Origin of the sequence: Serpens gallinarum (genome assembly GCF_014836765.1) — a bacterium.
Taxonomy (GTDB): Bacteria; Pseudomonadota; Gammaproteobacteria; order Pseudomonadales; family Pseudomonadaceae; genus Serpens; species Serpens gallinarum.
Genome location: NZ_JACSQG010000001.1, coordinates 735,585 through 749,338, shown reverse-complemented (window position 1 = coordinate 749,338; position 13,754 = coordinate 735,585). Strand labels below are relative to the sequence as shown.

General features: G+C 58.0%; 13 protein-coding genes and 1 tRNA gene. 1 reads left to right on the top strand and 13 read right to left on the bottom strand.

Annotation, left to right across the window (positions count from 1 at the left end; all coding sequences use genetic code 11):
* Nucleotides 1-12: 12 nt before the first annotated feature.
* The 9 genes from nusA to rlmE all read right to left on the bottom strand — a co-directional run bounded on the left by nusA (nucleotide 13) and on the right by rlmE (nucleotide 8,546).
* Nucleotides 13-1,494 carry a transcription termination factor NusA gene (nusA, locus tag H9642_RS03480; protein ID WP_251835002.1) on the bottom strand — a complete coding sequence of 494 codons (1,482 nt, stop codon included), beginning with the start codon at nucleotides 1,492-1,494 and terminating at the stop codon, nucleotides 13-15.
* Nucleotides 1,495-1,541: 47 nt separating this feature from the next.
* Nucleotides 1,542-2,000 carry a ribosome maturation factor RimP gene (rimP, locus tag H9642_RS03475; RefSeq protein ID WP_251835001.1) on the bottom strand — a complete coding sequence of 153 codons (459 nt, stop codon included), beginning with the start codon at nucleotides 1,998-2,000 and terminating at the stop codon, nucleotides 1,542-1,544.
* Between the two features lie 297 nt (nucleotides 2,001-2,297).
* Nucleotides 2,298-2,383 (bottom strand) — tRNA-Leu (locus tag H9642_RS03470).
* Nucleotides 2,384-2,395: 12 nt separating this feature from the next.
* On the bottom strand, nucleotides 2,396-2,776 hold the full coding sequence (gene secG, locus H9642_RS03465; protein WP_251835000.1) for a preprotein translocase subunit SecG: 381 nt from the start codon (nucleotides 2,774-2,776) through the stop codon (nucleotides 2,396-2,398).
* A 2-nt stretch (nucleotides 2,777-2,778) separates the two neighbouring features.
* Nucleotides 2,779-3,534, bottom strand: coding sequence for a triose-phosphate isomerase (tpiA, locus tag H9642_RS03460; protein WP_251834999.1), 756 nt, complete (start codon nucleotides 3,532-3,534; stop codon nucleotides 2,779-2,781).
* A 99-nt stretch (nucleotides 3,535-3,633) separates the two neighbouring features.
* Nucleotides 3,634-4,971: a phosphoglucosamine mutase gene (glmM, locus tag H9642_RS03455; protein WP_251834998.1), complete on the bottom strand. Its 1,338-nt coding sequence runs from the start codon at nucleotides 4,969-4,971 to the stop codon at nucleotides 3,634-3,636.
* Nucleotides 4,972-4,985: 14 nt separating this feature from the next.
* Nucleotides 4,986-5,840 carry a dihydropteroate synthase gene (folP, locus tag H9642_RS03450; protein WP_251834997.1) on the bottom strand — a complete coding sequence of 285 codons (855 nt, stop codon included), beginning with the start codon at nucleotides 5,838-5,840 and terminating at the stop codon, nucleotides 4,986-4,988.
* A gap of 12 nt (nucleotides 5,841-5,852) precedes the next feature.
* Nucleotides 5,853-7,760, bottom strand: a complete 1,908-nt coding sequence (gene ftsH / locus H9642_RS03445) for an ATP-dependent zinc metalloprotease FtsH (protein WP_251834996.1) — start codon at nucleotides 7,758-7,760, stop codon at nucleotides 5,853-5,855.
* Between the two features lie 156 nt (nucleotides 7,761-7,916).
* Nucleotides 7,917-8,546 (bottom strand): 23S rRNA (uridine(2552)-2'-O)-methyltransferase RlmE, encoded by a 630-nt coding sequence (gene rlmE, locus H9642_RS03440; protein ID WP_251834995.1) that lies wholly within the window; start codon nucleotides 8,544-8,546, stop codon nucleotides 7,917-7,919.
* Nucleotides 8,547-8,617: 71 nt separating this feature from the next.
* Here rlmE and H9642_RS03435 point away from each other — a divergent pair, with 71 nt between their 5' ends.
* A complete protein-coding gene (locus H9642_RS03435; RefSeq protein WP_251835359.1) occupies nucleotides 8,618-8,929 on the top strand; it encodes a YhbY family RNA-binding protein in 312 nt (103 codons plus the stop codon).
* Between the two features lie 38 nt (nucleotides 8,930-8,967).
* Here the strand turns inward: H9642_RS03435 and H9642_RS03430 are convergent, their stop codons facing one another.
* The 4 genes from H9642_RS03430 to leuE are packed head-to-tail and all read right to left on the bottom strand — an operon-like array spanning nucleotide 8,968 to nucleotide 13,746.
* The gene (locus H9642_RS03430) at nucleotides 8,968-9,402 is read right to left on the bottom strand and encodes a DUF4149 domain-containing protein (RefSeq protein WP_251834994.1); all 435 of its coding nucleotides are present in this window, start codon (nucleotides 9,400-9,402) and stop codon (nucleotides 8,968-8,970) included.
* Complete coding sequence (gene greA / locus H9642_RS03425; RefSeq protein WP_251834993.1) at nucleotides 9,380-9,859, bottom strand: transcription elongation factor GreA; 480 nt, start codon at nucleotides 9,857-9,859, stop codon at nucleotides 9,380-9,382. Before greA ends, H9642_RS03430 begins: the two co-directional genes overlap by 23 nt.
* Nucleotides 9,856-13,077 carry a carbamoyl-phosphate synthase large subunit gene (carB, locus tag H9642_RS03420; RefSeq protein WP_251834992.1) on the bottom strand — a complete coding sequence of 1,074 codons (3,222 nt, stop codon included), beginning with the start codon at nucleotides 13,075-13,077 and terminating at the stop codon, nucleotides 9,856-9,858. Before carB ends, greA begins: the two co-directional genes overlap by 4 nt.
* Nucleotides 13,078-13,092: 15 nt before the next feature.
* Entirely contained in the window at nucleotides 13,093-13,746 is a 654-nt protein-coding gene (gene leuE, locus H9642_RS03415) for a leucine efflux protein LeuE (protein WP_433962659.1), read from the bottom strand.
* Nucleotides 13,747-13,754: the final 8 nt, after the last annotated feature.

Genomic DNA, 13,754 nt, shown 5'->3' with positions numbered 1-13,754 from the left:
GCCGCAATTGCTTTACTCGAACCAGTGGGCTCGGGCGGCCATGATCAGCTTGCCGGCACGCTCTTCGTCCATGCCGTCGATGTCGAGCAGGTCGTCGATCGACTGCTCGGCCAGGTCTTCGCGGGTGGCAACGCCCCGCAGTGCCAACTCAACTGCCAGCTCCTTGCCCATGCCCTCAAGGGAGAGCAGGTCTTCGGCCGGTTGCACGTCTGCCAGTTTTTCTTCGGTCGCGATCGCCTTGGTCAACAGGCGATCCTTGGCCCGGGCGCGCAGCTCATTAACGATGTCTTCGTCGAAGCCATCGATATTGAGCATTTCCTCCATGGGTACATAGGCAATTTCTTCCAGGCTGGTGAAACCCTCTTCCACCAGGACCTGTGCCAATTCTTCATCAACTTCCAGCTCATCGATGAATGCTTGCATGATGTCGCCGGTTTCAGCCTGTTGCTTGGCCTGAATATCGGCTTCGGTCATGACGTTCAGTGTCCAGCCAGTCAACTGACTGGCCAGACGCACGTTCTGGCCGCCGCGGCCAATGGCCTGCGCCAGGTTGTCTTCGCCGACGGCAATATCCATCGCATGGGCATCTTCATCGACAATGATCGCCACCACTTCCGCGGGGGACATGGCATTGATCACAAACTGTGCGGGGTTGTCGTCCCACAGCACGATGTCGACACGCTCACCACCCAGCTCACCGGAAACTGCCTGCACGCGCGAACCGCGCATGCCGATACAGGCACCCTGTGGATCAATGCGCTTGTCCTTCGAGCGCACTGCGATCTTGGCGCGCGAGCCCGGATCACGGGATGCTGCCATCACCTCGATCAGCTCTTCGGCTATTTCCGGCACTTCGATACGGAACAGCTCGATCAGCATCTGCGGCGCAGTGCGCGACAAAATCAGTTGGGGGCCGCGGTTTTCTGCTCGAATTTCCTTCAGCAGCGCACGAACGCGCCCACCGACTCGGAAAATCTCCCGCGGAATGATCTCTTCACGCGCCAACAAGGCCTCGGCGTTATTGCCCAAGTCAATGATTGCACTGTCCCGGGTAACCTTTTTCACGGTTCCGGAAATGATCTCGCCGACCCGCTCGCGGTAAGCGTCGACAATCTGCGCGCGCTCGGCTTCGCGCACTTTCTGCACGATTACCTGCTTGGCAGTTTGTGCAGCGATGCGGCCGAACTCGATAGATTCGATCTTTTCTTCGACGACATCACCGACCTGAGCGTCAGACTTGTGCTCTTGGGCCTCGGCAACGGTTAACTGAGCTGCCGGATTCTCCTGATCCTGGTCTTCGACCACAGACCAGCGACGGAATGTGTCGTAGTTGCCGGTTTGGCGGTTAATCGCCACCCGCAGCTCAACCTCGTCTTCAAAACGCTTTTTGGTGGCGGTTTCCAGAGCGAGCTCAAGCGCCTCAAAAATAACATTAGCCGGTACGCCCTTTTCATTGGACACCGACTCAACAACCAGCAGTACTTCTTTGCTCATTGTACGCCTCGCCTTTCGCAATCCATTGGATCCGCGGGATCCGCGTTTTAGTCAAAACGGGGAACGATATTGGCCTTATCGATCGAATCGATCGGCAACAGGTACTCATGATCGTCAACTAACACCACGACATCCTGCTCTTCTACCCCGCGGAGAATCCCCTGAAAGTTGCGTCGCCCGTCAAAAGGAATACGCAGTTTGATCTTCACCTGCTCACCGGCATACACAGCGAACTGCTCCAGTGTAAACAAGGGCCGATCCATTCCCGGGGAGGAAACTTCAAGGGTGTATTCATTGCTGATCGGGTCTTCCACATCAAGCACGCCACTTACTTGACGACTGACCTTTTCGCAGTCATCGACGAGAATGCCATCAGCATGATCAATATAGATTCGCAGCAGTGAATGCTTGCCTTGGGGAAGAAATTCGATACCCCAGCATTGATAGCCCAAGGCTTCGATCACAGGAGACACCATCGCTTGCAACTGTTCTAGCTTGCTCGACATCGAGAGCCTCCTTTTTCTGGAAATAAAAAATGGGCGAAACGCCCATCCATTCACCCATCCATGAACAGGATGGAACTGACTATGCAGCCAACAAAAAGCCCCTGAACAGGGGCTTGGCTACTACTGGCTGCGGGGCTGGATGAACCAACGTCCTTCGGGATACGCGCCCGACGAGCTACCAGACTGCTCCACCCCATACACCTAAAGCTGGAGCGGCAGTATATTGCCCTGCCCTACAAAGGTCAAACACACATCCCGCAAACAAGAATACCCGCTAACAGCGGGCATTCTTGTGTATGGTACCGAGGAGGGGACTCGAACCCCTACAGCCTATGGCCACTACCACCTCAAGGTAGCGTGTCTACCAATTCCACCACCTCGGCAAAACTGCTTTGTTACTCCTGACCCGGAACTACCGGCACATCAGCCTCATTGGCTGCTGGCTTGGTCGCTTCGGGCAGCGGGACGTCTTCGACGGCCGCTGGCTTCTGCACTTCCAACACTGCAGGATCAGGCAAACCGACCTGGTCAAGCATATCAGCTTTATCTTTAGCAAAATACGCTAAACCCAAGCTGGTAATGAAAAAAACCGCAGCGAGTATACCAGTAATTCGACTCAGAAAGGTAGCAGAACCTTGACTACCAAATACTGTATTCGAAGCGCCAGCACCAAACGACGCACCCGCATCCGCGCCCTTACCTTGCTGAATCAGCACCAGCCCGATTACCGCCAGCGCCATCAACAAGTGAACAACAATCACGACAGTCTCAAGCATCTTCAGCTTCCCGCGGCACGACAGATCGCACCAAACTCTTCCGCGTTCAGGGAGGCCCCACCAATGAGCCCACCGTCGATATCCGCCATGCCGAACAACTCAACCGCATTGGCCGCCTTAACACTGCCGCCGTAGAGAATTCGGACACCGCGCGCAACCTCAGCACTTTCAGCTCTCAGCTGCGCACGTATCGCGGCATGTACTTCTTGCGCTTGCTCCGGGCTCGCTGTCAATCCGGTACCAATGGCCCAAACCGGCTCGTAAGCCACCACCGCACGCGAAAAGGCACCAACCCCCATTTGTTCAATGACGCTACCCAACTGACGCGCAACAACTTCTAGCGTCAACCCGGCCTCACGCTGCTCCAGCGTTTCGCCAACACACAGCACCGGCATCAAGCCACAAGACTGTGCGGCTGCGAATTTCCGGGTCAACATGGCATCCGTCTCACCCAGCACCTGACGACGCTCGGAATGACCGATCAATACCATGCTGCATCCAGCATCAGCCAGCTGACTGGCTGCAATCTCGCCAGTCAAGGCACCCTGCATCGGTTCTACTGCGCAGTTCTGCGCCCCGACAGCAATCGCCTTACCTTCCAAGCCCATGACCACCTGATGGAGGTAAAGACTCGGCGGCATGACCGCAATCTCAACACCAACCGGCAACGCCAACTGACGAAGACCTTTAATCAGCTCCGCAACGCTGGCGCGGGTACCGTGCATCTTCCAGTTACCAGCTACCAGTGGTCGACGCATGCTGCACCTCGTCGGTCAAAGTGGGCGCAGATATTACCCAACAGATTGAATACTGGCAAGCGAATCAAATACATAGATTGGCTTCGCTTGCTCGATGGATTACGCGCAAGCATCAGCCACGATTTTAGCCAAAGCCTCGGCATGACTACGCACCTGAGCCTCATCGTCACCTTCAACCATGACGCGCACCAGCGGTTCGGTTCCGGACTTGCGCAACAGCACGCGCCCACGCCCCGCCATCTTTCGAGTAACCTCATCACACGCCTCCTGCACTGAGGGATTTGCAACGGGATCCTTACCGCCGCCAAAACGCACGTTGACCAGCACCTGAGGGCATTTGCTAAGCCCCTGACGTGCTTCCTGCAATGTTTCCTTGCGATGCTTGAGCGCCATCAACACCTGCAATGCGGCAATGATCGCATCACCGGTAGTTGTGTGCCGGCAGCATACGATATGCCCCGACCCCTCACCGCCCAGCTGCCAGCCACGAGCTGACAGCTCAGCCATCACATGACGATCCCCGACCTTAGCTCGAGTGAACGGAATTTGCAGCTCTTGAAGCGCGAGCTCCAGACCCAGATTACTCATCTGAGTGCCCACGACCCCACCGTTGAGGATGCCGCGCTCATGATAGTCACGGGCAATGATGAACAGCAGTTCATCGCCGTCCACCGCCTGCCCACTCCGATCGACCATCAGCACCCGATCACCATCACCATCGAAAGCGATCCCGATATCTGCGCCTTGCTTGAGCACTTCGGCCTGCAGCGACTCTAAATGCGTGGAGCCGCAACCCTCATTGATATTCAAGCCGTCGGGCTGGGCAGACAACACACTCACCTGCGCACCCAGCTCGCGAAATACGCTGGGCGCCACTTTGTATGTAGCCCCATGGGCGCAGTCGATCACCAGCTTCAGACCACCGAGCTTAGTGCTGGTCGGTACACTGCTTTTGCAAAACTCGATGTAACGCCCGGCGGCATCGTTGATTCGCGATACCTTGCCGATCTGAGCCGACTCGACAACACTCATCGGTTGATCGAGCAGCTCCTCGATCAACGCCTCCACTTCATCAGGCAACTTGGTACCCTGACCGGAGAAGAATTTGATGCCATTGTCATAATGCGGGTTATGCGATGCACTGATGACGATTCCCGCTTCGGCATTGAAGGTGCGAGTTAGATAAGCGATGGCCGGGGTCGGCATCGGCCCGAGCAGCATCACATCTGCGCCCGCTGCTACCAGACCCGCCTGCAAGGCCGATTCAAACATGTAACCGGAGATCCGCGTGTCCTTGCCGATCAACACCCGGCAAGTACCCTGCCGACGGAAAGCCATGCCCGCCGCCCAACCCAGCCTGAGCATGAACTCGGGAGTAATTGGAAATTGGCCGACGCGTCCACGTATGCCATCGGTACCAAAGTACTTTCTACTCATGCTTGCTCCATAAATTACTCAGCGGACTCGACTGCCGCGATCATCCTTACGACATCGGCCGTTTCCGCGACATCATGAACCCGAATGATGCGAGCCCCCTTGGCCACCGCCAGGGCTGCCAAGGCCAGGCTGCCGTAAAGCCGTTGTGGGACCTCACGGCCCAATGCCTGACCAATCATTGTCTTGCGCGAGACACCTACCAGCAACGGACGACCGAGCTTGTGCAGGTCGGTCATGTGTTTAAACAAGCTCAGGTTATGCTCAAGCGTCTTGGCAAAGCCGAAGCCCGGATCGAGCACGATGCGCTCCTCGGAAATACCCGCCTGTACGCATTCAGTCATGCGCAGCCGCAAGAACTCCGCCACTTCAACCGTTACTTCCCGATCATAGTGCGGGCTGTGCTGCATGGTCCCCGGCTCACCTAGCATGTGCATCAAGCAAACCGCCATGTTGCTATCCACAGCCGCATCCAAAGCGCCATCGCGACGCAGGGAGCGCACATCATTGATCAATCCTGCGCCCAGACGAGCCGTTTCACGGATCACTGCCGGCGTGGATGTATCAACCGAGATCACCACATCCAGTTCGCGAGCAATGGCCTCGACAATCGGCGCCACGCGCTCAATCTCCTCAGTGGGGGATACCGGTCGCGCTCCCGGGCGCGTCGACTCGCCGCCTACATCGATCAGCGACGCGCCGGCCTGTACCATTGCCGCCGCATGTCGTAAGGCTGAGTCGCGTTGAGTGTAGCTGCCGCCGTCGGAAAAGGAGTCCGGCGTGACATTGAGGATGCCCATCACGTGTGGACGGGACAAATCAAGAACCCGGTTGCCGCAAGGCAACCGGGTCGGGTCAAGCAGTTTGGTCATGAAAAACCTTGATCAGTGTTCGCCTGCCGGGCCTCCGATGGGCGACTCCGGCCGTTCGGCACGAGGCTCGGAATTGCCCGAGGCGCCCGAACCATCCTCCCAGTCGCGTGGCGCTCGTGGCGTGCGACCGGCCATAATGTCATCGATCTGTTCGGCATCGATGGTTTCGTATTTCATCAAGGCTTCAGCCATCGCGTCCAGCTTGTCGCGATTATCCACCAGCAGTTGCTTGGCGGTGGCATAGCAGCCATCAATGATACTGCGAACCTCTTCATCGATCAGCTTAGCCGTTTCACCCGAGACATTGGTGTGCTGGCTGCCTGCGCTACGCCCAAGGAACACTTCGCCTTCTTCTTCGGCATACATCAGCGGACCGAGCTTTTCCGAAAGCCCCCATTTGGTCACCATGTTCCGCGCCAGCTGTGTGGCCCGCATGATGTCATTGGAAGCACCGGTGGTCACGCCATCAAAGCCCAGTGTCATCTCTTCGGCGATACGTCCACCGAATAACGAGCAGATCTGGCTGATCAGTGCACGCTTGGACAGGCTGTAGCGATCCTCTTCCGGCAGGAACATGGTCACACCCAGGGCCCGTCCACGGGGGATGATCGAAACCTTGTAAACCGGATCATGCTCGGGCACCAAGCGACCTACGATTGCATGCCCGGCCTCATGAAAAGCGGTGTTGAGCTTTTCTTTCTCGGACATGACCATGGTCTTGCGCTCGGCGCCCATCATGATCTTGTCTTTGGCCAGCTCGAATTCCTTCATTTCCACCAATCGCTTGCCGGCACGCGCAGCAAACAAGGAAGCCTCATTCACCAGGTTGGCCAGGTCGGCACCGGAGAAACCGGGTGTACCACGGGCAATTACCGAGGCCTCGACGTTATCGCCGATCGGCACCTTGCGCATGTGCACCTTGAGAATTTGTTCGCGACCGCGGATATCCGGCAGACCGACCACCACTTGCCGGTCAAAGCGCCCAGGGCGCAGCAGCGCCGGGTCAAGCACGTCGGGACGGTTGGTGGCCGCGATGACGATGACACCATCGTTCGCCTCAAAACCATCCATCTCCACCAGCAACTGGTTGAGAGTCTGCTCGCGCTCGTCATGACCGCCACCCAGCCCGGCACCACGGTGACGACCGACGGCGTCGATTTCGTCGATGAAGATGATGCAGGGCGCGTGCTTTTTGGCCTGCTCGAACATGTCACGCACACGACTGGCGCCAACACCGACAAACATTTCCACAAAGTCCGAACCGGAAATGGTGAAGAACGGCACCTTGGCCTCACCCGCAACGGCCTTGGCCAGCAGGGTTTTACCGGTACCCGGTGATCCGACCATCAGCACGCCGCGCGGAATGCGTCCGCCCAGGCGCTGGAACTTGCCCGGATCGCGCAGGAACTCAACCAACTCGCTGACTTCTTCCTTGGCCTCGTCGCAACCGGCGACATCGGCAAAGGTGGTTTTGACCTGGTCTTCCGAAAGTAGGCGCGCCTTGCTCTTACCGAAGCTCATCGGACCGCCCTTGCCACCAGCGCCACCTTGCATCTGGCGCATGAAGAACATGAACACGGCGATGATCACCAGAATCGGGAAGCTGGCTACCAGCAACTGAGTCCAGATGCTCTGCTGCTCAGGCTGCTTGCCTTCGATCACTACGTTGTTGTCGATCAAGTCCCCGATCAGGCCACTGTCCTGAATGGCCGGACGAATCGTCTTGAAAGTCCCACCATCGGTGCGCTTGCCGGCGATCACGAAGCCATCGACGGTCACCCGCTCGACGCGCCCCTCTTTCACCTGACTGATGAACTCGGAATAGTTCAACGTTTGCGGTTCGTTGGGGGTGGAGAAGTTGTTCATCACCGTCACCAGCACGGCTGCGATGATCAGCCACAGGATCAGATTTTTTGCCATATCGTTCAATTAGCTACCCTCTGAAGCTGGCCCCGGTCCGGAGCATGCCCCGCATGACGGCTGGTTTATTCCGGCCTAACTTACTACACAACCCCTGCCAGCGCAGGTGCCGTCTGTAACCCTTTATGAACCTTTGACTGCAGGCTCGGGCGTTAATTACATCTGCTGATCGCGAAAACCGCGGGCCAGCAAATACTGCTCTCGCGATCTATCCCGCGAGGACAGGGGCTTGCGCATCTGCACCTTCTCGAACATCTGGCGCGTCTGCTTGTGATACTCGTCGAAGCCTTCACCCTGGAAAATCTTGATCAGAAAATCGCCACCAGGGCGCAGTACCCGGGTGGCCAGGTCCAATGCCAACTCGCACAAATACATGGCGCGTGGCTGATCGGAGGCTCTGACACCACTCATATTGGGGGCCATATCGGAAATCACAAGGTCTACTTTGGAATCACCAATGGCTTCCAGCAATTGCGCGAACACGACATCATCGGTGAAGTCGCCCTGGACAAAGGTCACATCAGGGATGCTGTCCATCTCCAGAATGTCCGACGCGATCAGGCGCCCCCTGTCACCAATCACCCGGCTGGTCACCTGTGACCAGCCCCCAGGGGCAGCGCCCAGATCGACCACGGTCATGCCGGGGCGCAGGATGCGATCCTTCTCCTGGATCTCCAACAATTTGTAGCTGGCACGGGATCGGTAACCGTCCTTTTGCGCCATCTTCACATAGGGGTCGTCAAAGTGTTCTTTCAGCCAGCGCTGGCTAGTCTTGGAACGGGCCACGTAATACCTCTTGGACGACGGCTCGGGTACACTAGCCGCCTTTTTTGTACATTGAACTTCAGGGCTTGATTATGGCGCTCTCGCAAGAGCAGAAGAAACAATTCAAATCTATCGGCCACCATCTGAAACCGGTATTGATCGTCGCGGATAATGGCTTGAGCGAAGGAGTCCTGGCTGAGCTGGAACGCGCGCTTGCCGACCATGAACTGATCAAGATCCAGTTTCGCATCGCTGAACGGGATGATCGTCACGCAGTGATCGTGGAGCTGTGCCAGGCCGCCAACTGCGAGCTGGTACAAAGCATCGGAAAAATGGCCTTGGTGTATCGCAAAAATCCTAATGCGAACCGCCAGCTTTCCAACGTCCATCGGCACCAGGCTTAAGCAAAACGCAAAGCTGGAAGCCAACAGGCTGCCAGCTTCTAGCGCTGCTCTCTGCCCGGCACGGGCTGCAGCACAAGCAGCAAACCACAGACCGCCATGGCCAGGTAGCTGAATACTTGCCAATACGCCGAGCCCATCCAGCCAGCACTACTTGCCAGATGACCGGCCGCCAGCAACACGACAGCCAGTAACAATTGGCTGCGCGTGTCTCGCCAAATTCCCCGCGCGCCTTGCGCTAATACCAGCACGACAGCCTGCATAACCGCGCAAAAAGCTGCAAAGCCTACCAGCAGTGGGCGCAGCCCATTGGCAATTTCGTCAATCAGTAGTGGTGCCAGCCCGACTTTTTCCAGCGCAGGAAAGACCACGAAATGCAGCAACCACAGGCCGCCAACCCAGAATGTCTGGGCCAGCAGCCAGGTGATGCCAGCGGCCCGCAAGGGCCGTGAGTCAGATGTGTCGAACCTGGACAATCTCGTACTCAATCAGCCCACTCGGTGTCTTTACCGTCACCACATCACCCTCTTCCTTGCCCACCAGGGCGCGGGCGATAGGCGAACTGACCGACAGCTTGCCGATTTTCACATCAGCTTCGTCGTCACCCACGATTTGGTAGGTCACCTGCTCATCGGTTTCGCAGTTAGCGATATCCACAGTGGTGCCGAAAATTACTTTACCGGTGTGAGCAATGGTCGTGACATCGATCACGATCGCATGCTGCAGCCGACCTTCGATATCGCGAATGCGCGCCTCGACCATGCCTTGCTGCTCGCGGGCCGCATGGTACTCAGCGTTTTCCTTGAGATCGCCCAATTCACGCGCCGTACCGATCTCCTTACTAAGTTTCGGGCGCACGACCTTGGTCAAGTGAGCCAATTCTTCTTCCAGGGCGCGAGCGCCCTGAACGGTCATGGGAAATTTGCTTGTCATGCCTTGATTCCTGCATGGAGCTCCTGCAGCCGACGGACCGTCTTCTCGGGGCCGAACTTCAGCGCTTCACACACCGCCTGGCCGCCTGCCAGTGTGGTGGTGATGCATACTTTGTGCTGCAGGGCATTACGTCGAATGGAATAAGAATCAGCGATCGACTGACGTCCTTCGGTGGTGTTGATAATCAGCGTCACTTCTTCGTTTTTGATCATATCAACCACGTGAGGACGACCTTCGGTCACCTTGTTCACGCGGCGCACCGGCAGACCGGCGGCCTCGATGATTTTAGCGGTACCAGCGGTTGCGACCACTTCGAAGCCCAACTCGACCAGATCAGCAGCCACCTGCGCAACGAACGGCTTGTCGTCCTCGCGCACGCTGATAAAGGCACAGCCACCGGTCGGCAGTACTTCACTGGCACCCAACTGAGCCTTGGCGAAAGCCTCGGCGAAGCTGTCGCCCACGCCCATGACTTCGCCGGTGGACTTCATCTCTGGGCCAAGGATGGTGTCGACGCCCGGGAATTTGGCGAACGGGAAGACCGCTTCCTTGACGCTGTAGAAGTTTGGAATGATTTCCTGGGTGAAACCGATTTCCGCCAGGGTCTTGCCGGCCATGACGCGCGCGGCCACCTTGGCCAGCGACTCGCCGATGCACTTGGACACGAAGGGTACGGTACGCGAAGCACGCGGGTTCACTTCGATGACGAAAATATCTTCGCCCTGCACCGCCATCTGCACGTTCATCAGACCGACCACGCCCAGTTCCAGGGCCATGGCCTTGACCTGTTCGCGGATCTTGTCCTGGATGTGCATGGGCAGCGAGTAAGGCGGCAGCGAGCAGGCGGAGTCGCCTGAGTGCACGCCAGCCTGCTCGATGTGCTGCATGATCGCGCCGATGACCACTTGCTCGCCATCGCACACGGCATCGATATCGACCTCGATGGCGCAGTTGAGGAAGTGGTCCAGCAGCACCGGGCTGTCGTTGGAGACTTGCACGGCTTCGCGCATGTAGCGCTTGAGTTCTTCTTCCTGGTAAACGATTTCCATCGCCCGACCGCCGAGCACATAGGAAGGGCGTACTACCATCGGATAGCCAATGGTCTTGGAAGCGGTCAACGCTTCGTCTTCGCTGCGCGCGGTGGCGTTCTGCGGCTGACGCAGGCCCAAACGCTGGACCATCTGCTGGAAACGCTCACGGTCTTCGGCGCGATCGATGGCGTCCGGGCTGGTGCCGATGATATTGACACCCGCTTCTTCAAGCGCGCGGCACAGCTTCAGCGGCGTTTGACCGCCGTACTGCACGATCACGCCCTTGGGCTGCTCGATGCGCACGATTTCAAGCACGTCTTCCAGGGTGACCGGCTCGAAATACAGACGATCAGAGGTGTCGTAGTCGGTCGAGACGGTTTCGGGGTTGCAGTTGACCATGATGGTCTCGTAACCGTCTTCACGCATCGCCAGCGCTGCGTGCACACAGCAATAATCGAACTCGATGCCTTGGCCGATACGGTTCGGGCCGCCGCCAAGAATCATGATCTTGTCGCGGTCAGAAGCATTCGCCTCGCACTCTTCCTCATAGGTCGAGTACATGTAGGCGGTATCGGTGGCGAACTCGGCGGCGCAGGTGTCCACGCGCTTGTAGACCGGCAGCACCTTGAGCTTGTGGCGATGGTTGCGCAGGCTCTTCTCACTGACGCCGAGCAGCTTGGCCAGGCGCGCATCGGAGAAGCCCTTGCGCTTCAGCTTGTACATCAAATCTCGATCGATGCTGGAGAGGTTCAGGGTCTTGACCTTTTCCTCCTCCTTGACCAGGTCTTCGATCTGTACCAGGAACCACTCGTCGATGCGGGTCAGTTCGAACACGTCGGCAATCGTCTTGCCTGCACGGAAGGCATCGGCGACGTACCACACGCGGTCGGCGCTGGGCACGGTCAGCTCACGCTTGAGAATGCTCTCGGCTTCCGGGTCGTTCAGGTCGAGCATGGGATCGAAACCGCTCACACCCACTTCCAGTCCGCGCAACGCTTTCTGCATGGACTCCTGGAAGGTCCGGCCAATGGCCATGACCTCGCCCACCGACTTCATCTGTGTGGTCAGGCGAGCGTCAGCCTTGGGGAATTTCTCGAAGGCGAAGCGCGGAATCTTGGTCACGACATAATCGATGGCCGGCTCAAAGGAGGCCGGGGTGCGGCCGCCAGTGATGTCGTTGGACAGCTCGTCCAGGGTATAGCCGACCGCCAGCTTGGCGGCAATCTTAGCGATCGGGAAGCCGGTGGCCTTGGAGGCCAGCGCCGAAGAACGCGACACGCGCGGGTTCATCTCGATGACCACCATCCGGCCGGTGTCCGGGCAGATGCCGAATTGCACGTTGGAGCCGCCGGTTTCCACGCCAATCTCGCGCAGTACCGCCAGGGAGGCGTTGCGCAGGATCTGGTATTCCTTGTCGGTGAGCGTCTGGGCCGGGGCGACAGTAATCGAGTCGCCGGTATGCACGCCCATCGGGTCGAAGTTTTCGATGGAGCAGACGATGATGCAGTTGTCGTTCTTATCGCGGACAACCTCCATCTCGTACTCTTTCCAACCGATCAGCGATTCGTCGATCAGCAACTCGTTGGTTGGCGACAGGTCCAGACCCCGGGTGCAGATTTCTTCAAACTCTTCCCGGTTGTAGGCAATGCCGCCACCGGTGCCGCCCATGGTGAACGAGGGGCGAATGATGCACGGGAAACCGACCTTCTCGAGCACCTTGAAGGCTTCTTCCATGCTGCGCGCAATGCCTGAGACCGGACAGGCCAGGCCGATGTCTTTCATGGCCTTGTCGAAGCGCGATCGGTCTTCGGCCTTATCGATGGTGTCGGCATTGGCTCCGATCATCTCGACGCCAAATTTTTCCAGCACGCCGTGCTTTTCCAGGTCCAATGCACAGTTCAGCGCGGTCTGGCCACCCATGGTCGGCAGCAGCGCATCGGGACGCTCTTTCTCGATGATCTTGGCCACGGTCTGCCATTTGATCGGCTCGATGTAGGTGGCGTCGGCCATGGCCGGGTCGGTCATGATGGTGGCCGGGTTGGAATTCACCAGAATGACGCGAAAACCTTCCTCGCGCAGGGCCTTGCAGGCCTGGGCGCCGGAGTAGTCGAATTCGCACGCCTGGCCGATGACGATGGGGCCGGCGCCGAGAATCAGGATACTTTTAATGTCTGTACGTTTTGGCATGGGACTCTCGAGTAATCAGGACAAGGTTGCGGTGGCCAGCTTCACGCCAAAGCCGACGAACAAGGCGCCGATGCCACTACTGGCACCGGCGACCAACCGCTGCCGCTGGCGAAACCACTGCGCCAGGCGTGCACCGGTGAAAATCAGAACGCTCAAGTAGGTCAGGCTGATTACCTGCAGAATCGTGCCCAGCACCAGGAATGACAAACCCGGATTGGCGTATGCCGGGTCGACGAACTGGATAAAAAAGGACACGAAAAACAGGATCGCCTTGGGGTTCGACAGGCTGAGCAACAGAGCGCGCCGGAACGGCTCAGCCAACTCATGCGCGGATGTTCCAGCTGCTTTCTGCTGCGGCTGATGCCACTGGCGCCAGGCGCCGCGCAGCATGTTGAAGCCGATGTAGAACAGGTAGGCCGCTCCCAGGTACTTCAGGGCAACGAATAACAGCGGCTCGGCCTTGAGCAGCGAGACCACGCCCAGTGCAGCAGCGAGCATCAGCAGGCTGTCACCGATGAACACCGCAGCAGCGGCACTGTAGCCGGCTGCCACCCCTCGACGAGCAGCGCTGGCGAGCACGAACAGTGAATTGGGGCCTGGCAACAGAATCACCAGTACCGTCCCGAGGACATAGGTCCACAGGTCAATTACCCCCAGGCTCGCCAGCATCGTCGCGC

What these genes read in the sequence shown, in the direction of transcription:
- nusA (WP_251835002.1), bottom strand. Translation starts at nt 1,494, where the DNA reads ATGAGCAAAGAAGTACTGCTGGTTGTTGAGTCGGTGTCCAATGAAAAG.
- rimP (WP_251835001.1), bottom strand. Translation starts at nt 2,000, where the DNA reads ATGTCGAGCAAGCTAGAACAGTTGCAAGCGATGGTGTCTCCTGTGATC.
- secG (WP_251835000.1), bottom strand. Translation starts at nt 2,776, where the DNA reads ATGCTTGAGACTGTCGTGATTGTTGTTCACTTGTTGATGGCGCTGGCG.
- tpiA (WP_251834999.1), bottom strand. Translation starts at nt 3,534, where the DNA reads ATGCGTCGACCACTGGTAGCTGGTAACTGGAAGATGCACGGTACCCGC.
- glmM (WP_251834998.1), bottom strand. Translation starts at nt 4,971, where the DNA reads ATGAGTAGAAAGTACTTTGGTACCGATGGCATACGTGGACGCGTCGGC.
- folP (WP_251834997.1), bottom strand. Translation starts at nt 5,840, where the DNA reads ATGACCAAACTGCTTGACCCGACCCGGTTGCCTTGCGGCAACCGGGTT.
- ftsH (WP_251834996.1), bottom strand. Translation starts at nt 7,760, where the DNA reads ATGGCAAAAAATCTGATCCTGTGGCTGATCATCGCAGCCGTGCTGGTG.
- H9642_RS03435 (WP_251835359.1), top strand. Translation starts at nt 8,618, where the DNA reads ATGGCGCTCTCGCAAGAGCAGAAGAAACAATTCAAATCTATCGGCCAC.
- greA (WP_251834993.1), bottom strand. Translation starts at nt 9,859, where the DNA reads ATGACAAGCAAATTTCCCATGACCGTTCAGGGCGCTCGCGCCCTGGAA.
- carB (WP_251834992.1), bottom strand. Translation starts at nt 13,077, where the DNA reads ATGCCAAAACGTACAGACATTAAAAGTATCCTGATTCTCGGCGCCGGC.
- leuE (WP_433962659.1), bottom strand. Translation starts at nt 13,746, where the DNA reads ATGCTGGCGAGCCTGGGGGTAATTGACCTGTGGACCTATGTCCTCGGG.